Raw genomic sequence first — 22,049 nt, forward strand, 5'->3', positions numbered from 1 at the left:
CTGTACATTATAGGGAACGAATACGGTATCTCAATGTTATTAAAATACTTTATAGTGTGTACATCAATAATTAAAATTTAAGGAAAATTAAATGTATAATGGATCAAACCGTATTCTTGATGAATTATCAAAATTAGCAACAGATGCAGCAGATGCTGCACAAGGCATACGGCGTGAAGCTGGAACAGCTTTTCGTTTACAGGCTGAAAAAATAGCCAATAAGCTTGATCTTGTTTCACGAGAGGAATTTGAAGTGTTTAAAGAAATGCTGCTCAAACTCCATGCCGATAATGCTGACTTGAGAAAACGTCTTGATGATTTGGAACAAAACACAGATGCAGAAATAAAATAGTTTTTGTAAAAATTTATAGATTCAAAAAAATATCCCCAATTTTTCAGTGCGGTGTGTGAAACTAAAAAATGCTTAATCATGAATCTGTTAGCACAGATTATCTATTTATTTTTTGTAAAAAAGCACTTTTTTCGTACCAAGGGGGCTGGTGCTATTAAATTGTATCAATACACTGAAAAAGATTGATGATTCGTTTTATTGTTATCAGGCTTGTTAATATGGGAAGCATTATTCGTTTCCCAGTACAGTTTTTTAGTGCGTATTTGTGTGATGTAAAGGCTATGGCAGGTAATTGTTATGGTTTGGGCATTTTGAGTTGTTCTATTGATAATGTTATGCATATTGATTGAGGGTTAATGATGAGGCTTGCATTTTGCGCCACAGAAAGGGAAGAGCATCCTGTCGATTGTATCGAACAGATTGCCCATAAGTACGATTGGTCTTTTGAGCGGAATGCAGAAGATGAGATTAATGTTCGTGTGAAAGGGACATGCACAAGTTATCGTCTTGCTTTTTCGTGGATGGAAGAGCAGGAAGCTCTTCATTTAGCTTGTGCATTTGACCTTTTTATCGAAAATGCTCGAACAGCAGAAATGCATCGCTTGTTATTGGCAATTAATGAAAAATTATTACTGGGGCATTTTGATTATTGGCAGGGGGACAGTTCGGTAATTTATCGGCAGGGTCTTCTTCTGGCTGGTGGGGTGCATCCGTCTCATACACAGGTTGAAACATTGTTGATATATTCACTTAAAGTTTGTGAAAGCTATTACGCTGCATTTCAGATGGTTGCTTGGACTGGTGAAAGCGCCTACAAGGCTCTACAATATTCTTTATTTGAGACTGCAGGAAATGCTTAAATCCTTAGCCAGTCTGTTTATCAATCATTTTTCCTGATAACAAATTTACGCAATCTTTCTCATAAGGGGATATCGATAATAGTGCGTAATCCCCCCAGTGGGCTGTCATCTAATTGGATATTGCCTCCATGGCTACGTGCTATATCTTGGGCAATAGAGAGACCAAGACCTGTTCCACTAGAATCTTGATTTCGTGCTTTATCAAGCCTAAAGAATGGTTTAAATACTTCAGTACGCATATTTTTATGAATGCCAGGTCCATCATCATCAATAGTCATTACCAAAGATTCTCGTTGAGATATTGCTGTCAATTTGACTGTGTTGGCATAACAAAATGCGTTTGAGACAAGATTGCTGACTAAGCGGGTGAAGGCGTGTGGGCGTGCTTGTATTTCTGTAGAGCCTTCAATGGTATAAAAAAATTGACGTTTGCGCAGATGGGCATCTGCGGAAAATTTTTGCATAAGAGCATTTAAATCAAAAGTTTTAGTGCTTTCACTGCCTTCACCGCGTGCAAAAGCAAGGTAATCTTCTAACATATTTTGCATGTCATTAACATCTTGTTCAAGAAGTTTGGTATCAAAATCCGTATTTACTAACGCTAGCTGAAGTTTAAGGCGTGTGAGAATAGTTCTTAAATCATGACTAACGCCTGAGAGCATCATGGTGCGTTGTTCAATTTGGCGTTCAATACGTTCACGCATGCGTAAAAAAGCAATGCCAGCGCGTTGGATTTCATCAGCGCCTTGTGGTTGGAATCCTTCTGGTAAAGGACGACCACATCCAAAACTTTCTGCTGCTTCAGCCAACTGTTGTATAGGTTTTATTTGGTTGCGCAAGAAGTAAATTGCTATCAGCAATAGCACAAGTGCCGTTCCTACCATCCAACTTAAAAAAATACCAGTATTGGAAGCATAGGCTTGGCTGCGCATCGCAAAGACGCGTAAGATATTGTGACCAAGATGAATACGAATTTCAACAAGATCAGAATCGCCTACCGTATCAATCCAAAACGGACGATTAATTTGGCGGGTAATTTCTTCGCTTAAAAAATAATCAAGAATTGCAAAAAATGGTTTAGGTCCTGGTGGAGGAAGGGGCGAAGGTGGTAGAATAGAAATATTTAATCCCATGCGTTGTTGTGCAATACGTTTGATATCTTCATAATTAGCTTGTTGCGGATATGTTTCAATTATATCAATAATAGCAGAAATATCATGGACAACGGTGGTTGAAAGACGCTCAGTGACCATCTGCCAATGGCGCTCCATAAAAACATAACCAATTACCGTTTGTAAGAGCACCATAGGAGCAATAATAATGATCAAAGAGCGAGCATAAAGCCGCTTAGGCATCTTTTTCGTCAACCATTGAACAATTTTTTTTGAAGGTTTAATCATTATTATATCTATTCAATTGAGAGCCTATAACCTATTCCTCGTACGGTTTGGAGCCATGTTGGAAGTGCTGGGTTTTTTTCTATCTTTCGGCGTAGACGATTAATCTGTACATCAATAGCACGTTCACTTACATTGCTGTCATCTGTTGCGAATTTATAGCGTGGAATTGTATCACCTGCATTTTCAGCAAAAATGACCATCATTTCTTGTTCTTTGTCTGTTAATTTAATAACTTCTCCTCCTTTTTTAAGTTCGCGCCGTGCAATTGAAAACATATAAGGTCCAAAAATAATTTGTTCGATTTTTGGGGAGGTGGATGAAAAACCACGTCTTAAAATAGCGTTGATGCGTAGCAAAAGTTCACGAGGATCAAATGGCTTTGTTAAATAGTCATCTGCGCCTGCTTCTAGTCCGTGGATACGGCTGTTTGTTTCCGACAAAGCTGTGAGCATGAGAATGGGAACGTCTTTTGTTTGACGCAATGAATGAGTAAAATCAATTCCGTTTTCACCAGGCATCATGACGTCAATGATCAGGAGGTCAAAATCTAAGCTGGAGAGCTGTCGTTTTGCTTCATCAGCACTGGCAGAGACTGAAACGCGAAATCCATTTTTAACGAGAAATTGAAACAAAAGGTTGCGAATACGAGTGTCGTCATCAATCACAAGAAGATGAGGTGCATCATCACACAAAGCTTGAACTTGATCAGTCATTTTTCAAAACCTTGATAAAAATTCAGTTTACACAAAATATAATTTTACATAAGTTGCGCGAAACTGTCGAGCAGGCTATTTTTTCTATCAAGGGATTGAAAAGTATAGTTTATATGATGAGCGATATTTAACTTTGAGAAGGATATCATGGGAAGCCTTAGTACGCATATTATCCCAGTTACACCTTTCCAACAAAATTGCACTTTGCTTTTTGACAAGGGAAGTAAGACAGGTGTTTTGGTTGATCCAGGTGGTGATTGGCCTCAAATTCGAGAAGTGATTAAAAAGGTAGGCGTTATTGTTGAAGCTATTTGGATAACACATGGTCATATTGATCATATAGGAGCAGCAATGCAAGCTAAGGAAGCTCTTAATGTTGAAATTATTGGTTCACACCGTGGTGATAAGCCTGTGATGGATGCTGTAAACGAAAGTGCTAAAAACTATGGCTTGCCTGAAACGCGCATTTGTGTTCCTGATCAATGGTTGGAGGATGGCGATAGCGTTAATTGTGCTGGACATATATTTAATGTTTTTCATACACCAGGACATTCCCCTGGCCATGTTATTTACTTTAATGAAAAAGAACGATTTGCCCTATTAGGTGATGTACTCTTTCGTGGTTCTATTGGGCGTACAGATTTTCCATTTTGTTCTCATGAAGAATTGATGAAATCCATTCGGGACAAGATCCTTCCCTTAGGTGATGATGTTGATTTTATTTGTGGTCATGGCTCAGGAAGCCGCATAGGTTACGAACGTCAGTGGAATCCTTTTCTGCGAGGAATTTAATAGATTAACAAACGAAAAACCGCCTTTAGGCGGTTTTTTCTTTCTACTCAAGATTTTAACTTCTCTCATAGAGCAAAGGAGAAGTTAATTGTTAACTGCAACAGGAGCATAACAGAAATGATCTTTGCCATCATAACCTCTAAAAGTTCCCGTTTCTGGATTAAATGAACGGTATTTTGTTCGACAATATTGAAGCCAGCTAGCCGACAATTGTTGGTTTTGATATGTTACAATTGGAGGTGCTTGATAAACCACTTGAGTTTGTGGAACTTCATATATAACTTGACGTTGTGGTGCAACTTGATAAACAATTTGTGGTTGTGGTGGCTCTGATTTTTTTAAAGCATTCCCGAGAAGTGCACCTGCTGCAAGGCCAAGAATACCTGCCGCTAAAGTATCACCTGAATTATTCTGCTCTACGAAATGATTGTGTACATGTTTATGACGTTCTATACGAGTGAAATGGCTTGTTTGTTCTTCACGGCGTACTTGATGGCGATTAATATAGGTTTGTGTTCGTATTTGGCCACTATTATTGAAAAAAGGATCGGTTATTGTTGTTTGTGTGATTCTTTCATTTAAAAATGATGTTTTATTAGCAAAGGCTGTACTTAGTGGCACTAAAACGGTAGCAGCTGATGCTGCCGATAAGACTGCTGGCTTAATAAATTTCCTCATAGCGACGCTCCTTTATAATGAATTGTTCTGTATCCTACACGCACCAAACTGAATATAGCCTGAACGATTTTGGACTTTATTGAGGCAAAACGAATGAAGAGCCATTTAGTTGAGATAAATTATAAAGTCATAGAAAAAGTCAGGGTAAAAAATCTAAATTTTAAAAGAATACTCTGCTCAGACTAATTCATAAAACTATATTTATAGCCATTTACTTTATTATTATGGTGGTAGATTCTATACTAAAAGATAGACTTTGTATAGTGCTGATCATCTTAGGAAAATCTTGAGAGAAGATAGGCTTTATGACAAAAATTTTTTTAGGTCATACTATAGGGGAAATTTTTCTTTATCTTAATTTATAAATAATATTGTACAAGACATTATGTTTATTGATTAATTTTTTATAATGCTAGCATTCATAGCTCGTTTTATGTGATTACTTTTTAGTCAAAAAGTTTGACTGTGGCAGGTGTGAATGAGTTATTCGCTATGATGCGTTAAAGGGGTATCGGTAATTGTTAACTCTATTTTTTGTAGCTGTTTAATTTCGTCACGAAGTCGTGCTGCTTCTTCAAAGTTAAGATCAATTGCAGCTTCACGCATTAATTTTTCAAGATGTTGAATATGGGATGCTAAATTGTTGCCAGCCATATTCTTTTGTGTGATATAAGTAGGAATATTTGTGTGAAGGTGGTCATCTTCGCATCCTGAGTTAAGAATATCGCTGATATCTTTTTTGATACTTGTCGGTATGATATGGTGTTTTTCGTTGTAAGCTATTTGTTTTTTTCGACGTCTTTCTGTCTCTTGCAAGGCTCGTTCTATGGAGCCAGTGATTGTATCTGCATAAAGAATAACCCGACCATCTACATTACGTGCAGCTCGTCCAATTGTTTGTATGAGAGAGGTTTCGGAGCGCAAGAAACCCTCTTTGTCAGCGTCTAGAATGGCAACAAATCCGCATTCTGGGATATCCAAGCCTTCTCTGAGTAGGTTGATACCAATTAAGACATCAAAGGTACCGCGCCGTAGATCTCGCAGAATTTCAATACGTTCTAATGTATCAATGTCAGAATGCATATAACGTACACGAATACCTTGTTCATGGAGGTATTCAGTTAAATCTTCAGCCATACGTTTTGTCAGTACGGTTACAAGTGTGCGATAGCCTTTTTGAATTGTTTTATGAATTTCGTTCACAGTATCATCAACCTGTGTGCAGGCTTGACGAACTTCTATTTGTGGATCAACAAGCCCCGTTGGGCGGATAATTTGTTCAGCAAAAATACCATGAGATTGTTCTATTTCCCAGTGTCCTGGTGTTGCAGAGACAGCAATTGTTTGTGGGCGCATAGCATCCCATTCTTCAAAGCGTAAAGGACGATTGTCCATACAAGATGGTAGGCGAAATCCATATTCAGCTAGGGTTGCTTTTCGTCGAAAATCGCCTCGGTACATACCTCCAATTTGGGGAATGGTTACATGGCTTTCATCAATAAAAACGAGAGCATCGTTTGGAATATATTCGAACAAAGTTGGTGGCGGTTCACCAGGTTTTCGTCCTGTCAAATAGCGTGAATAATTTTCAATCCCAGGACATGATCCGGTAGTCTCCAACATTTCTAAATCAAAAATTGTACGCTGTTCTAAACGTTGCGCCTCTAAAAGACGTCCAGCTGCATTTAATTCATCGAGACGTTGAGCTAATTCTATTTTTATTGACTTCATTGCCTGATTTAATGTTGGTCGTGGTGTTACGTAGTGTGAATTGGCGTAAATCTTAATGGATTGAAGGCTGTCTGTTTTTTGTCCTGTGAGGGGGTCAAATTCAGTAATTGTTTCCACTTCATCGCCGAATAATGAAATACGCCAAGCACGATCTTCAAGGTGGGCAGGAAAAATTTCAATGGTATCTCCTCGGACACGAAAGGAGCCACGAATAAAATTGATGTCTTGCCGACGATAATGTTGAGCGACTAAATTAGCCAGTAATTTCCGTTGGTCAAGCCTCTCACCTTTTTGTATTTGGAATGTCATGGTTGTATAAGTTTCTACTGAACCAATACCATATATACAGGATACTGATGCAACGATAATAACGTCATCACGTTCTAGCACAGCGCGTGTTGCAGCATGGCGCATGCGGTCGATTTGTTCATTAATGGATGATTCTTTTTCAATATAAGTATCAGAGCGTGCAACATATGCTTCTGGTTGATAATAGTCATAATAAGAAACAAAATATTCAACTGCATTGTGCGGGAAAAAGCTTTTAAATTCTCCATAAAGCTGTGCAGCTAAGGTTTTATTAGGTGCTAAAATGAGAGCTGGTCGCTGTGTTTTTTCAATAATTTTAGCCATTGTATAGGTTTTTCCTGAGCCGGTAACACCCAAAAGCACTTGAGTACGCTCATTTTTTTCAATTCCCTCAACCAAGGTTTTAATTGCTTGAGGCTGGTCTCCTGCAGGTTCAAAAGATGTTTCGAGCTGAAAAGGAATACCGCCTTCAGATTTTTCAGGACGAATAGGGCGGTGGGGTGTCCATAACTCTCCGTTCTTAAAAAGGGGATTTCCTGAGGAAATGAGCGCAGAAAGAGCTTCTACTGTTGCCGTGACACCATTTTTCATTCTGACATCCTTTGATATAAAATGCTCTTAGTTTTGAGGGAAATACCGAGTTCTATAATGTAATCAAGATAATAGAAAAGTATTGCTTAGCAATTTTGTTTTAGTTTATTTGAGGACTTTATAAGATATTTTTTAACCTTTGGGGGCATTTTTTAGATACAATATATTAATTTGCTTGTAATTTTTCGGTACAATGATGATGTTGATATTCATTTAATTCTACAGCTGCTACGGATAATGGCTGTGGTGTTTGAATGAGAGTATTGTATATGCGCGATAAAGATCATTTCCCTCTTTAAATGAGAGGTAACGAGATGATACCCAGCCAATTTTTGTATTATATTTGACGTGGCACCAATTCCCTCTACAAATTTGGACAAACACTAAATCTCCTGCAGGAATTAAACCACGAAACGCAGACTGTATGCTTGGTCCTGCTCTAAAATTAAGATTTTTTGTAACAAAAGCATCTGCAGATTCCACCACTCTCGTAAACAAAAAGAGAGAACCAAATACAAAAACTACTAATTTTTTCATTTTTTTCCAAGAAGATTCTTCTAAAGACTTCTCTTCTTCCTATTTTTGTGCAGGACATCTCCCGCTAACTTAGGATAAAACAGAAAAAAATACAATTATTTCTTCTTATTTATAGGAAGTTTAGCTTCTTATTTATAGAAATTTAGTAAGAGATTTATAGCTCATTTTAAATGATGTGAATACAATTGGGAAATGCGAAAATGCTTTGTCATTTTTTATTTTTATATGGAAAACGAGAATACTGTACTATATAATAGAGAAGATTGTGGTTTTCGGATTCCAAAAGTAATTTTGGAAGCCGTTTTTTGTATTTTTATTAAGCCTTCCGTGTAATAGAAAGGGACGGATTATGGAAAAAGTTCCGATGACTACAGCTGGTTTTGAAAGCCTTAAAGAAGAATTGCGTTGGCGCCAACAACAGGAACGCCCGCGGATTATAGAAGCAATTTCTGAGGCGCGTGCGCACGGTGATTTATCGGAAAATGCTGAATATCAAGCTGCTAAAGAGGCGCAAAGTCATAATGAAGGACGTATAAATGAGCTCGAAGATTATATTGCGCGGGCGGAAGTGATTAATGTTTCGCGCCTTTCTGGAGACAAAATTAAATTCGGAGCTACTATAAAGCTTTTGGATGAGGATACTGAAGAAAAAAAGGTTTATCAGATCGTTGGTGACCAAGAAGCTGACGTGAAAACTGGTAAAATTTCTATCTCTTCACCTATTGCTCGTGCACTTATCGGTAAGCAAGAAGGTGATGTCATTGAAGTCAATGCTCCAGGTGGTGCACATAATTATGAAATTATCCAGGTACAGTATATTTGATTAGACAATATGTGGGGGGAAGGGGTTTAATGAAATAAGTTATGGCTCTTAATCATTATGCGTGTATCTTTGCAAGAAACTGAGGTAATTGCTCCTCATTTTAAAAAGCGTTTGTCAGGAGTAACATCCACAATCGTTCAGCTTATTCCATTGCAGAGAAAGCAGAATGTGCGAATATCTACTTTGGGAGTAGGATTGCCGCAGGATTTACCGTCTCTTTCCTTTAAGGATCTTTTCGGGCTTTGGAAAAGCCCTGTAGGAAAACCATTTCGTATTTGGCATGCACGGCGCAATATTGAGATGTTGTGTGGAATTTTTTTACGCGATATTTTGCGAATGAAGCTCCGACTTATTTTTACATCAGCATCTCAACGTCATCATAAATCTTTTACTAAATGGTTGATTCGTCGTATGGATAAAGTTATTGCCACCAGTGCTCGTACAGGATCTTATCTAGAGGTGCCTCACCAGGTTATTATGCATGGAGTGGATGTTAAACGTTTTACACCTCCTAGAACTATTGATGATTGTTTCTCTTCATCTAAGCTTCCTGGAAAATATGCCGTGGGTTGTTTTGGGCGTGTGCGCCATTCAAAAGGAACCGATTTATTTGTTGAAGCAATGATAACATTATTGCCGCGTTATCCTGATTGGACAGCAATTATCGCTGGTCGCACTACGATGCAATATTATCATTTTGAAAAAGCATTGCGTCGTAAGATTTCTGAATCTGGTTTAAGTGATCGTATTATTTTTATTGGTGAGGTGTTAGATACACCTCTTTGGTATCGTCGTTTATCGCTTTATGTAGCGCCTTCCCGTATAGAGGGTTTTGGTTTAACTCCGTTGGAGGCAATGGCATCTCAGACTGCTGTGGTAACCAGTGATGCAGGGGTTTATGAAGAATTAGTGGTACAAGGAACAGGAACGGTTGTTAAAGCAGGAAATGGATTGGATTTAACTTCAGCAATTGAACCTTATCTTGCTGATTTAGAAAAAACATTGTCTGCAGGCAAAAAAGCTTTAGCTCATGTGCGTACCCACTTTCCTGTAGAAAAAGAAGCTTCTGCGATTGGTAAAGTTTATGAAACAATATTTACAGAGCACACACTTTAAATATATTTAGAGTTTTTATGAAAAGAGAGCCAATAAGGTATTTTTTCAGAAATATTTCTATAAATCGTTGCTAAGAAGAAATGCAAATATTCTTTTTTATAAAATTTATGCTGTATTTAAGGTAAGAAAAGAATAGCTCATTTAAAATCTTTTATAACAAGAAAAAATTATAGAGTGTTCTTGGAACTGCGATGAACATGCTGGTGTAGATTATTTATTTTACTCAAATGGTTCCTTATTTTTAAGAGTATAAGGTGTAATCTTGCAATGAAATATAAATTTTTAAAGTTATTTGTCTTGTAATAAGAGTTGGAAGTAGTCGAGTGCCTTCAATAATAAAGCTTAAGATATTATGGCACTTTTAAATTGATTGAGAGTTCTAACGAGAATGATCCACAGGATGCGTTATTTCATAATACGCATCAAGGGAATAATAATTCTTATCAAAGCCATAATACATAACACTAATCCATATAAATAATACGGAGATAATCAAACAGTTAATATGAATCGCAAATGATTACTGAATGCTTTTGATGATAATATTCCGTTTTGATTTGTGAATAAACGGCTTTAAACGATGTGCAACTCATTTTTATTGCATGAGGTAGTGACAAAGAACAATATAAATCATTTATCGCTATCGGCAGGGATGAGTGTTAATTTTGTTTATTTTTTTGTCTATAAGCGTTTCTTATTCTTTGTTGGGTTATTTTTTAAATTCTTTACTAAATAAGATAATAGGTTAAAACTGTTCACGCCAGAAGGCGGGAATGAAAAATACGAATATGGTTATGATTTCAAGACGCCCAGCCAGCATCATAAAGCTTAAAATCCATAAAGCGTTGTCATTAATTGTAGAGAAATTGCCAACAGGACCAATAATGTCTCCAAAACCTGGGCCAATATTAGAAAGAGCAGTTAAGACGCCAGTAAAGGCAGAAGTAAAATCGAGACCAGTTGTGAGCAAAAGTGCAGTGCCAATAATGAGACAGAACATATAAAGGCATACAAAAAATAAGACTGACTTAGCAACATCACTAGAGATATTTGAATTATTATAGTGGTTTTTTACAACTATATTAGGAGACAAAAGTTTGGCCATATTTGTTTGCGCAATACGCCAAAGGATAATTAAGCGATTGATTTTCATTCCACCAGAGGTAGAACCAGCACATCCGCCCGTAAAAGAAATAATGAAAAAAATTCCAAGAGCGAGGGATCCCCATAGCTGATAATCCTTAGCACTATAGCCAGTGGTGCTAATGATAGATGAAAGATGAAAAATTACATCAAGAAAAATCAAGTGGAAATTGCGATGTTCATGAAATTGCATCCATGCAGCTAAAGAAAAGCTAAAAATGAAAACAATATTTAGGAAAACAATGACTTGAGGATCAATGCAACGTTTGGAGCGGCCAGGAAGAACTAATTTAACGTAAAGTACGAAGGGTAAAGCAGAGAGTAACATAAAAATTGTTGCAACAATCAAAATAGCTGGTTTATTGGCAAAGTAACCAAAAGAGGTGTCATGAGTTGAGAACCCAGCTGTTGCTATTGTACTCATTGCATGGTTTATTGCATCAAATAAGGTCATACCAGCAGCAAAATAGGAAAGCATACAAGCAAGTGTTAATCCAACATAGGCTATGATAATTCCATTAGCGATTTGGTTAATACGGGGTAATATTTTTTCAGATTTGTCTGATGATTCCATATGAAAGAGCTGAATGCCTCCAACACGCAGCGAAGGTAAAAGCAATAAAGCTAAACCGACAAAGCCAATGCCTCCAATCCAACACATAATAGAACGCCATAACAAAATACTTCGTGATAAATTATCAAGACCCGTGATTATTGTAGAACCTGTGGTTGTAATTCCAGAGACGGATTCGAAAATTGCTCCTGCGAGAGAAATTGGGAGAGAAGAAAGATAGAGGGGTAAAGCACCCATGATGCTCCCCGTTAGCCAAAGACAAGCAGTGAGCATGAAGCCAAGTCGTGCAGAAAAACGACAGGTAGCACCTCTGGTTGCCAAAAGAACCAGCGTTGCTAACATAGTGGTCATAACGCAAGAGTAGAGGAAAATTTTCCAATCATGGTTACCATCGTGTAAATCCACCAATACCGGCAAAAGCATTGCCATCCCCATGATTAACGCGAAGCGCGCGCAAACATTGCTAATAAATTGAAAAATGGTTATTCCTATCTTTTTGTTACAGTTCTGTATTAATCCGAATTTATGTTTTTATGCTTACAAGATAAAGCCTAATTTTCACATTAGTCAGTACTTTTTAATAAGCTGATAATCAATCCTTTATCAAAAAATGAGAAAGACGCATATATACTATAAATTTAAGATAATTTAGACTCAAGTTAAGCTGTTGAAAAATGTTTTTTTTAAGGCTCCATTAAATTATACTTTATAGAATAATTAAAAGACAAGACATGAAAGGGATCTTATAGTGCAATCGCATATCCGCTTGCTTATTATTGGCTCGGGGCCGGCTGGTTATACAGCTGCGGTCTATGCTGCTAGAGCAATGCTCAAACCAGTTTTGGTTACTGGATTACAGCAGGGAGGGCAATTAACAATTACAACTGATGTTGAAAATTATCCAGGTTTTTCTGATTCAATTCAAGGACCATGGTTGATGGAACAGATGGCAAAGCAAGCTGAGCATATGGGTACAAAAATTATCTATGATGTTATTGTAAAAGCTGATTTATCAAAGCGTCCTTTTGTCTTATACGGAGATTCTGGAACACAATATATTTGTGATGCGCTAATTATTGCAACTGGGGCACAGGCTCGCTGGCTTGGCTTGGAAAGTGAACAGCGGTTTATGGGTGGTGGTGTGTCTGCTTGTGCTACATGTGATGGTTTTTTCTACCGTAATAAAGACGTTCTTGTTGTTGGGGGTGGAAATACAGCTGTTCAAGAAGCTCTTTATTTATCAAATGTGGCTAAAACTGTAAGCGTCATTCATCGACGTGATCATTTTAGGGCAGAAAAAATTTTGCAAGATAGATTGCTTACTTGTGATAATGTACGTGTTATGTGGAATCATGTGGTAGAAGAGATCATTGGTGTGTCTGCTCAGACTTCAATGGGAGCTGTCGTTACCGGTGCACGTCTTAAAAATGTTAAAACTGATCAAGAGGTTCAGATAAATGCAGATGGCATATTTATTGCTATTGGGCATGATCCTGCTGTCTCTTTGTTTGAAGGACAATTGAAGCAGAAGCCAGGTGGCTACTTATGGACAGCTCCAGATTCAACAGTAACAAGCATTCCAGGGGTCTTTGCTGCGGGTGATGTTGCAGATGATACATTTCGCCAAGCTGTAACAGCGGCAGGGAGGGGATGTATGGCGGCATTGGAGGCAGAACGGTTTTTAGATTTGCAGGTATAGATCGCAGAACTCGACATCCATAAAAAAGATAAAAATTAGAGGAAGATTTATGATGTCACCGTTGGATTGGGACAAGTTAAGGATTTTTCATGCGGCGGCGGCGGCAGGTTCTTTTACGCATGCAGCCCAAAACCTTCATTTATCTCAATCAGCGGTTTCACGACAAGTTTCGGCTTTAGAGCAGGAGGTTGGTGTTTCTTTATTCCAGCGTCATGCGCGTGGGTTGATCCTAACAGAGCAGGGTGAAGTTCTTTATCACACGGCTTGTGATGTTTTGATGAAGCTTGAAAGCGCGCGCTTGCAGTTAAGTGAAAGCTGTGAAAAGCCAGCAGGCTGTTTGCGTGTTACATCAACCTTTGGTATGGGAGCGGGATGGCTTGTGGAGCATATGCCTGAATTCCTTCATCTTTATCCTGATATGCAAATTCAACTTTTGTTTGCCGATGAAGAACTTAATCTGGTCATGCGCCACGCAGACTGTGCAATTCGCTTATGTCAGCCTCAACAACCTGATCTTATACAAAGAAAATTATTTACAATTCATATGCATGTTTATGCTTCAAAGAATTATGTTGCAAATTATGGTAAACCTGAAAAATTATCTGATCTGGATTCTCATCGAATCATTTCATTCGGTGAACCTGTTCCGGCTTATTTATCTGGCTTAAATTGGTTAACAAAAGCTGGAAGAAACGATTTATCTTTGCGCACTCCAGTATTGCAAATCAATAATATTATTTCAATTAAGAATGCACTTGTCCATGACCTTGGGATTGCGGTGCTACCTGATTATATCGTGGATAATGATGAGCGATGCATACGTCTTTTTCCTGATATGGCAGATATTCCTTCCTTTGATACTTTTTTTTGTTATCCTGATGCTTTAAAAAATGTGGCAAAGTTGAAGGCTTTTCGAGATTATATTTTTCTTAAAGCTCGTAAGTGGCCTTTTTAGTGATGGGATATATGTTAGCTATGTATTTATTGCATAGCAGATACGCATAAGTTTTTATTGTGCTTTTTTATGGAAAATGACATAAGATATCATCTCTTGATTATGTTGCCTCCCATTGCATTTTCTTGAGTGTTCCCTTGTGAAAATTCTTCAGATTGATTTTATCTCTGAAAGTTTTCAAAATTTGCCGGACATTTTTGTCCGGTTTTTTTTGTTTTTAAAATGTTGTTTTAAAATTATGAGTATGCGGGAATAATTTCAAAAATTTAATTTATGATATTCCAACAATCTTTGTGATCGTCAAGGTTTGATGATAAGTGTTAAAAAGTGCTATTACTTATAATAGTCACTACAAAGTAAAAGAATTTGATGAGGTATATCTACATAAAATAAATATTAAGATTTCAACGCTGCAAATTTAATTTATAAGTTGCAGATTTTAATGGTTATATAATAATGTTTTTCATGATAATGATTTAATGTAATTATAGCAATTTGAGAATAATCATTTCTGTATCACAAACTTAAAACAGAAAATGGAGTGTTGTTTTAATCTAAGAGAAAAATAGAATTCTATTCTATATGAGTATTGTTTTTAAATTACTTATGCATCATTAGCCTGAGGAAGGCAGATGGCTTAAAAATATCTTATTTTGCTACATTTGTTACATAAAATTTTAGACAGAGCTTAGTTATTTACTGTAACCTCAATTGTTGGGAACATTACAAGAATGCTCCGCAGAAAACTACAATAATGGATAATGCTTAAAAATTTTAGAGCAAAGTGTTGCAAAAACGCTGTATACGTAAACAGGCTTCTTCAAGCAATTTTTCTGATGTTGCATAAGAAATACGAAACGCTGACCCAAGTCCAAAAGCAGATCCATGAACAACAGCTACAGATTCTGCTTCTAACAGCGCGATTACAAAGTCTTCATCATTAGTGATAACTTTACCTTCGGGGGTTTTTTTTCCGATGAATTCTGCACAGGAAGGATAAACATAAAAGGCACCTTCTGGCGTTGGGCAGTTAATGCCAGGAATTTGGTTTAGCATGGAAACAACGAGGTCACGGCGTGCTTGGAAAATACTTTTGTTTTGAGCTATAAAGTCTTGTGGGCCATTGAGTGCTTCAACAGCTGCCCACTGTGAAATGGAGCTCGTTCCAGATGTTTGCTGACCTTGAATGATATCCATGGCTTTAATTAACTGTTGTGATCCTCCTGCATAACCAATTCGCCAGCCAGTCATTGCATAGGCTTTAGAGACGCCATTCATTGTGAGTGTTCGGTCATAAAGTTTCGGTTCTACTTGAGCTGGTGTGACAAAAGTAAAGCCCTCATATGTTAGATGTTCATATATATCGTCGGTAAGAATATGCACGTGAGGATATTTTAATAAAACATCTGTGAGTTTTTTTAATTCATCATAGGTATAAGCGGCACCTGATGGATTTGAAGGAGAATTAAAAATAAACCACTTTGTTTTGTCGGTAATGGCAGTTTCTAGATCTTGTGGTTGAAGTTTATAAAAAAATTCGGCCTTAGTTTCTATAAAGCAAGGTGTACCCCCATTAAGAGCAACCATTTCTGGATAGCTTACCCAATAAGGGGATGGAATAATAACTTCATCTCCTTTATTTAAAGTCGCCATGAAGGCATTAAAGAGAATTTGTTTACCACCCGTACCAACGATAATTTGCTCTGGTTTATAAATAAGATTATTTTCTCTCTTAAACTTGTCAGCAATTGCTTGGCGTAGTTCTGGGATACCAGATATAGGTGTGTACTTTGTTTCCCCACGCTGAATAGCTTCTATAGCAGCACGCTTAATATTGTCTGGTGTATCAAAGTCTGGTTCTCCGGCGCTTAAAGCAATGACATCGTGACCTGATGCTTTTAAACTACGCGCCTTTTGAGAAATAGAAATTGTTGCAGAAGGTTTTATACAAAAAAGCTTATCGGCGACAAAAGCCATAATTAAAATTCCTTGTGAGATGCTAGCACATGCTGTTAATTCAAAGATATTCTAGAAGATATTCTATTATATGCAATAAAAAATTGCAGAAAAATTTTTAAGAAATTTTATATCGGCCTTTTAATAAAAAAAGTATACGAGAAAAGTAGTTTTGTAATGATGGCTATGAATCATTTAAGGAAAAAATAGGAATATATCGAAGATTTTTGTAAAGAAGGCAGCAGTTTATAAGAAAAAGTTGCGCTTAAAAAAGTAGAACCCTCACTTGTAAAGAAAGGTGAGGGTTAAGATGAAATATAAAGAAACTTAAAAATTAGAGAACTGCGAGATTGTTTGCGGCAAATTTTCCTGAACGACGATCTTGGAGAACATCGTAAGAAATTTTTTGACCTTCTTTAAGGTCATTTAAACCAGAACGTTCAACGGCTGAAATATGCACGAATACATCTGCACTTCCGTCATTAGGCTGAATGAAACCGAAACCTTTTGTGGGATTAAACCACTTCACTGTTCCTGTAGACATAGGAAACTCCTTAAAAAAATAATTGTTCTATATTGAATTCAAACGCATTCAATACGGCTCTAGATCGAAATTAGGTGGGAAAGGTCTCGTCAGAACTGCATGTTGCACAAAAAGTGAGCGCAAATTACACAGGAAAGAAAGTCACATAACCGAAAGTTCGACTGACCCCGTGTAATTTTTTTTTGAATAAAAATCAAGTCTTAATAGATATTTTTTAATAAAAATATGAATAAAAATCCAAAAGATGGCGCAGTTTTTGGCAAATAAAAATCTTTAGGTAAAATAACTTTGCAGAGATCGTACTTCAAGATTATTTTTTTTCAGTGCTTCTATAGCTTTGCTAGCAGCTTCAGCACCAGCTACTGTTGTGTAGTATGGAACTTTTTGCATAAGTGCTGCGTGGCGTAACGATTTAGAGTCTGAAATAGCGCTGGCGGTATTGGTTGTATTAAAAATTAATTGAATTTGTCGATTACGAATAGCATCTTCAATATGAGGATGACCCTCTAGCACTTTGTTGATTTTTGTTGTCTGGATATTATGTTTTGAAAGAAATTTTTGTGTTCCATCTGTTGCTAAAACAGAGAAGCCGAGCTCCTTTAAAAGTTTAACAGGAGCTAAAATGCGCTTTTTATCGTCATCTTTAACAGAAACAAACACAGTTCCTTCTTGTGGAAGCTCAACACCAGCTCCAAGTTGCGCTTTAGCAAAAGCAAGTGCAAATTCATAGTCAAGCCCCATTACCTCACCAGTTGAACGCATTTCTGGACCAAGAAGTGTATCAACACCTGGAAAACGAGCAAAAGGAAAGACAGCTTCTTTCACAGCTATACATTGTTTGTGTTGTGTAGATGGTAATCCACCATAAGCTTGAAGCGTACTATGAAGAGTTTCTCCTGCCATAATACGTGCAGCCATTTTAGCAATGGGTCGACCAATTGTTTTGGCAACAAATGGAACAGTACGCGAAGCGCGGGGATTGATTTCTAAGACATAAATTACTTCATCTTTAATGGCATATTGTACATTCATAAAACCACGAATATGAAGTGCTTGTGCTAATGCTTTGGTTTGATGCTCTAATTCAATTACCAACGACTGGGCAAGTGTATGTACTGGTAAAGAACATGCTGAATCACCAGAATGAATGCCGGCTTCTTCAATATGTTCCATAATACCAACGATCAGCGTTTCTTCTCCATCACAAAGACAGTCCACATCAACTTCAATGGCTTCTGTTAGATAGGTATCAAATAAAAGGGGATTTTTACCAAGTAGTATATTGATCTGGCTCGTTTTGTCGTTGGGATAGCGGGCTTTAATGTCTTCTGATACTAATTCAGGAACTATTTCGAGTAAATAATTTTGCAAGTTTCGCTCATCGCGGATAATTTGCATAGCGCGTCCTCCTAGCACATAAGAAGGACGTACAACCAATGGAAAACCTAATTCATGAGCTATGAGATGTGCTTGTTCAACTGAATGTGCAATACCATTTTTGGGTTGTGTTAAGTTAAGTTTGAAGAGCAGTTTTTGAAAGCGATCTCTGTCTTCTGCTAAATCGATGGCGTCAGGTGACGTTCCTAAAATGGGGATATTGTGTTTTTCTAGTGCACTTGCTAATTTGAGTGGTGTTTGTCCACCAAATTGAACAATGACGCCAATCAATTCACCTTTTTCTTTTTCAGTATCTAAAATAGCTAAAACATCTTCTGTTGTTAAAGATTCAAAATAAAGCCGGTCAGATGTATCATAATCGGTTGAGACTGTTTCAGGGTTGCAGTTAATCATGATAGCTTCAAAGCCTGCATCATGCAATGCAAAGGCAGCATGGCAGCAACAATAGTCAAATTCAATTCCTTGTCCGATACGGTTTGGTCCTCCACCTAAAATAGCAATCTTTTTGCGTTCAGAAACTTGTGCTTCTGAGTGCTCCATACCTGCAAAAGGAACTTCGTAAGTTGAATACATATATGCTGTAGGTGAAAAAAACTCTGCTGCACAAGTGTCAATACGTTTGAAAACAGGTTTAACATTGAGCGATTTGCGTAAAGCAGCAATATCATCGGGTTCCTGTCCAGTGAGAGTGGCTAATCGTGCATCCGAAAAGCCCATAGCTTTTAACATGCGTAAATTATCTACGTCTTGGGGCAGTCCATGGATTCGAATGCACTGTTCCATTTTAATGATGGAAGCTATTTGTTCCAAAAACCATCGATCAATTTTGCTGATTTGATGAATTTCATGTAATGATAAACCCATACGCATTGCTTGTGCTATGTAGCGTAAACGATCAGGGCTTGGTATCGCAATAGCGGAACGTATAGAACTTTTCTCATCACCTTCAGCATGTTCGGGAATTACAATTTCATCAAGACCTGTAAGACCTGTTTCAAGCCCACGTAGTGCTTTTTGCAGAGATTCTTGAAAAGTTCGACCGATTGCCATAACTTCCCCTACAGATTTCATCGCTGTTGTTAAAACGGGGGATGAACCAGGGAATTTTTCGAAAGCAAAACGAGGAATTTTGGTAACAATATAATCGATAGCAGGTTCAAATGATGCTGGTGTTGCTCCACCCGTAATATCATTTTTTAGTTCATCAAGTGTATAACCAATTGCCAGTTTAGCTGCTACCTTAGCAATTGGAAAACCTGTTGCTTTTGAGGCAAGCGCTGAAGAGCGAGAAACACGTGGGTTCATTTCAATAACAATTAAGCGACCATTTTCTGGATTAACAGCAAATTGTACGTTGGATCCTCCTGTTTCAACACCAATTTCACGCAGTACAGCTATCGAAGCGTTCCGCATACGTTGATATTCTTTGTCTGTTAAAGTAAGGGCAGGAGCTACGGTGATAGAATCACCAGTATGGATTCCCATAGGATCAATATTTTCAATAGAACAAACGATGATACAGTTGTCGTTCTTATCGCGGACAACTTCCATTTCATATTCTTTCCACCCCAAAACACTTTCTTCAATCAAAACCTCTGTTGTGGGTGAAGCTTCAAGACCGCGTTCAATAATTTCATAAAACTCAGAACGATTGTAAGCGATTCCACCGCCTGTGCCACCAAGAGTAAATGAAGGACGGATAATGGCTGGAAGACCAATAAGATCAAGAGCTTGAACGGCTTTTGCAGTAGCATGTGCTATATAGTGTTGTTTACGGTTGGCTTCTGTGTGATGCCAATCCTGCTCAAGTTCTTCTAGTGCTTTGTCAAGTGCATCACCAGAAAGTTGAGCTTTAAGTTCATCGTGTTTTTTTGCGTACAGTTTGCGATTTTCTTCTTTAAGCTCAGTGGCATTGGCTAGCATAGAGCGTGGTGTTTCTAAACCAATCTTTTCCATTGCTGTACGAAATAAGGCACGATCTTCAGCTTTATCAATGGCTTCGGCATTGGCTCCTATCATTTCAACATTATAGCGATCTAAGATTCCCATACGTTTCAATGATAAAGCGGTATTGAGCGCTGTTTGCCCTCCCATGGTTGGTAAGAGAGCGTCGGGACGTTCATGGGCAATAATTTTAGCAACTATTTCAGGTGTGATGGGTTCAATATATGTTGCGTCAGCCAGGTCTGGATCCGTCATAATGGTAGCAGGGTTAGAATTTACCAGAATAATTCGGTAGCCTTCTTCTTTTAATGCCTTACAAGCTTGTGTGCCAGAATAGTCAAATTCGCATGCCTGACCAATAACAATCGGCCCTGCTCCGATGATAAGAATAGATTTGATATCTGTACGTTTTGGCATGTTTTTTTCCTATGACAAGCATTCGAGCGCTGCTAATATGGCAGGCAAAGTATTTAATTTGAGGCTAAAACAGTTTTATAGGTTAATAAATAGAGAAAGTAAGCTACAAAAAACACCTTTTCCATGTTTTTTTCATAAACTAAGAGATTAATGTAATAAGTAGAGAATAAACAGCCGTTAATGATAAATGAAGATCCTTTAAAGAAGTAATCAGTTTCTTATTCGCTATGGTGTATATGCATGATAATGCTGATCTGTTATTATTCCATTTGTCGTTTAAATTTTTAGGTTATAATTTTGTCAGTGGTTCTGGAAGTGCAAATTTATAAATGTCTAATGAATGTGGTGAATTGACTGTAGAAATACTGTAGAATACAAATTTTTTCTCACTTGATATGCAGTATTAAGGATCTGTAATTTTTTTATTCTATTTTTGTTCTGTTTCGTATGTTTACAATTTGTTCTGTTAGTTTATTACACCATTTGTAAGGGGAAGCTTTATTTTGATGATGCATCATTTTGTTTTGTAAACATGATATTTTGTAAAACTGCAAAAGTTTGTTCAAAACATCAACGATAGTGAAAAAGTTAGGAGAATTTACTTTAACTCCTTCTAAAACTATATTGAAAATTTCAAACTGAAGCTTGAAAAAGATCAGTGCAAACAATCAAAGAAATAGAAACTTTCCTCCTATATAGAAAAAGAAAAATTGGAAAGAAAAAGAGAGTTTTCCTATACTCAAATGATCAACATCATAAGACACGTCTATAAACCGGACAAGATACAGCTTCAAAAGCATTTAAAATACAAAAATGAATGTGCAAATCTTTTAATTAAAAAAATACTGAAGCTTTTGATTTATATTCTTTAATTTCTAATAGAAAGAGACTATCATTAATAGGGAAAACCTTTTTCGTTTGCTTCATTGGTTAAAGTTGATTTTGACGTTGGCTTAAAAATCTTTTAAAGCTGATTTTCTGCGATTTTCCGGCTTAAAATTTTTTAATGATTGTCCTTTCAGAAACTCTGCTTATATATAATAAACTATTTTGATATTAAATATGAAAATTCTTTAGATATTGTATTGATTCAGAGATTATTTAAAACTCTCTGAATGTTTTTTGCTGATTGGCAGAGTCTCTATAGCTTAGTATTTTAGCATTTATTAGGAAAACACTACGGATTGAAGCACGTTATTTATACTGGCTCTCATGATAATATTTTCGGAATAGATCAGATTATTTTGATCATTTTTCTTTTGTTTTACAGCGATAGAGTAGTTGACGTATTTTGATGTTGGAGTTGAAACTTGCTATTTACTTTGATGGGGTACGATACGCATTGGTAATGTAAGAGTGAATAATTTGTGTGGTTGTTTTTCTGTGCACGATATTGAATAGCTTGTTTAATCATTCATACGTCATGACTGTTTTTACTACAAAGGTTTGAAAAAAAGAAGAATTGTAAAAGCTAGCTATGACTCACATTATTTTATTAAGATTAATATTTTCTATTT

The 22,049-nt window shown here is 37.0% G+C and carries 17 protein-coding genes; 8 read left to right on the forward strand and 9 right to left on the reverse strand.

Going from position 1 to position 22,049, the window contains the following annotated elements:
* The first annotated feature begins 91 nt into the window (after positions 1-91).
* The 3 genes from WCP78_RS05335 to WCP78_RS05345 all read left to right on the forward strand — a co-directional run bounded on the left by WCP78_RS05335 (position 92) and on the right by WCP78_RS05345 (position 1,212).
* Positions 92-352 carry an accessory factor UbiK family protein gene (locus WCP78_RS05335; protein ID WP_336279479.1) on the forward strand — a complete coding sequence of 87 codons (261 nt, stop codon included), beginning with the start codon at positions 92-94 and terminating at the stop codon, positions 350-352.
* A gap of 185 nt (positions 353-537) precedes the next feature.
* On the forward strand, positions 538-702 hold the full coding sequence (locus WCP78_RS05340; RefSeq protein ID WP_336279480.1) for a hypothetical protein: 165 nt from the start codon (positions 538-540) through the stop codon (positions 700-702).
* Between the two features lie 9 nt (positions 703-711).
* Positions 712-1,212, forward strand: coding sequence for a type III secretion system chaperone family protein (locus WCP78_RS05345; protein WP_336279569.1), 501 nt, complete (start codon positions 712-714; stop codon positions 1,210-1,212).
* Between the two features lie 59 nt (positions 1,213-1,271).
* On the opposite strand, the gene WCP78_RS05350 is transcribed toward WCP78_RS05345, so the two are convergent.
* Both WCP78_RS05350 and WCP78_RS05355 read right to left on the reverse strand, forming a co-directional pair.
* Complete coding sequence (locus WCP78_RS05350) at positions 1,272-2,612, reverse strand: ATP-binding protein (RefSeq protein WP_336279481.1); 1,341 nt, start codon at positions 2,610-2,612, stop codon at positions 1,272-1,274.
* Positions 2,613-2,620: 8 nt separating this feature from the next.
* On the reverse strand, positions 2,621-3,325 hold the full coding sequence (locus tag WCP78_RS05355; protein ID WP_336279482.1) for a response regulator: 705 nt from the start codon (positions 3,323-3,325) through the stop codon (positions 2,621-2,623).
* Positions 3,326-3,472: 147 nt separating this feature from the next.
* On the opposite strand from WCP78_RS05355, the gene WCP78_RS05360 reads away from it, so the two are divergent.
* On the forward strand, positions 3,473-4,117 hold the full coding sequence (locus tag WCP78_RS05360) for an MBL fold metallo-hydrolase (protein WP_336279483.1): 645 nt from the start codon (positions 3,473-3,475) through the stop codon (positions 4,115-4,117).
* Positions 4,118-4,201: 84 nt separating this feature from the next.
* Here the strand turns inward: WCP78_RS05360 and WCP78_RS05365 are convergent, their stop codons facing one another.
* The 3 genes from WCP78_RS05365 to WCP78_RS05375 form a co-directional block, all read right to left on the reverse strand.
* Entirely contained in the window at positions 4,202-4,795 is a 594-nt protein-coding gene (locus tag WCP78_RS05365) for a BA14K family protein (protein WP_336279484.1), read from the reverse strand.
* A gap of 483 nt (positions 4,796-5,278) precedes the next feature.
* Complete coding sequence (uvrB, locus tag WCP78_RS05370) at positions 5,279-7,426, reverse strand: excinuclease ABC subunit UvrB (RefSeq protein ID WP_336279485.1); 2,148 nt, start codon at positions 7,424-7,426, stop codon at positions 5,279-5,281.
* A 228-nt stretch (positions 7,427-7,654) separates the two neighbouring features.
* A complete protein-coding gene (locus tag WCP78_RS05375) occupies positions 7,655-7,963 on the reverse strand; it encodes an SH3 domain-containing protein (protein ID WP_336279486.1) in 309 nt (102 codons plus the stop codon).
* A 349-nt stretch (positions 7,964-8,312) separates the two neighbouring features.
* Here WCP78_RS05375 and greA point away from each other — a divergent pair, with 349 nt between their 5' ends.
* Together greA and WCP78_RS05385 are read left to right on the forward strand one after the other, a co-directional pair.
* Positions 8,313-8,786 carry a transcription elongation factor GreA gene (greA, locus tag WCP78_RS05380; protein ID WP_336279487.1) on the forward strand — a complete coding sequence of 158 codons (474 nt, stop codon included), beginning with the start codon at positions 8,313-8,315 and terminating at the stop codon, positions 8,784-8,786.
* A gap of 57 nt (positions 8,787-8,843) precedes the next feature.
* Positions 8,844-9,902, forward strand: coding sequence for a glycosyltransferase family 4 protein (locus WCP78_RS05385; protein ID WP_336279488.1), 1,059 nt, complete (start codon positions 8,844-8,846; stop codon positions 9,900-9,902).
* 745 nt (positions 9,903-10,647) lie between these two features.
* Here WCP78_RS05385 and WCP78_RS05390 read toward each other — a convergent pair.
* Positions 10,648-12,042, reverse strand: coding sequence for a TrkH family potassium uptake protein (locus tag WCP78_RS05390; protein ID WP_336279489.1), 1,395 nt, complete (start codon positions 12,040-12,042; stop codon positions 10,648-10,650).
* A 322-nt stretch (positions 12,043-12,364) separates the two neighbouring features.
* Between WCP78_RS05390 and trxB the strand changes: the two genes are divergently transcribed.
* Together trxB and WCP78_RS05400 are read left to right on the forward strand one after the other, a co-directional pair.
* Complete coding sequence (trxB, locus tag WCP78_RS05395) at positions 12,365-13,318, forward strand: thioredoxin-disulfide reductase (protein ID WP_336279570.1); 954 nt, start codon at positions 12,365-12,367, stop codon at positions 13,316-13,318.
* 49 nt (positions 13,319-13,367) lie between these two features.
* Positions 13,368-14,273, forward strand: coding sequence for a LysR family transcriptional regulator (locus tag WCP78_RS05400; protein WP_336279490.1), 906 nt, complete (start codon positions 13,368-13,370; stop codon positions 14,271-14,273).
* A gap of 774 nt (positions 14,274-15,047) precedes the next feature.
* On the opposite strand, the gene WCP78_RS05405 is transcribed toward WCP78_RS05400, so the two are convergent.
* The 3 genes from WCP78_RS05405 to carB all read right to left on the reverse strand — a co-directional run bounded on the left by WCP78_RS05405 (position 15,048) and on the right by carB (position 20,532).
* Positions 15,048-16,250, reverse strand: a complete 1,203-nt coding sequence (locus WCP78_RS05405; RefSeq protein WP_336279491.1) for a pyridoxal phosphate-dependent aminotransferase — start codon at positions 16,248-16,250, stop codon at positions 15,048-15,050.
* Positions 16,251-16,563: 313 nt separating this feature from the next.
* Positions 16,564-16,773: a cold-shock protein gene (locus WCP78_RS05410; protein WP_336279492.1), complete on the reverse strand. Its 210-nt coding sequence runs from the start codon at positions 16,771-16,773 to the stop codon at positions 16,564-16,566.
* A 273-nt stretch (positions 16,774-17,046) separates the two neighbouring features.
* Positions 17,047-20,532, reverse strand: a complete 3,486-nt coding sequence (gene carB / locus WCP78_RS05415; RefSeq protein ID WP_336279493.1) for a carbamoyl-phosphate synthase large subunit — start codon at positions 20,530-20,532, stop codon at positions 17,047-17,049.
* Between the last annotated feature and the right edge of the window lie 1,517 nt (positions 20,533-22,049).

This window comes from Bartonella occidentalis (genome assembly GCF_037070875.1).
Lineage (GTDB): Bacteria > Pseudomonadota > Alphaproteobacteria > Rhizobiales > Rhizobiaceae > Bartonella.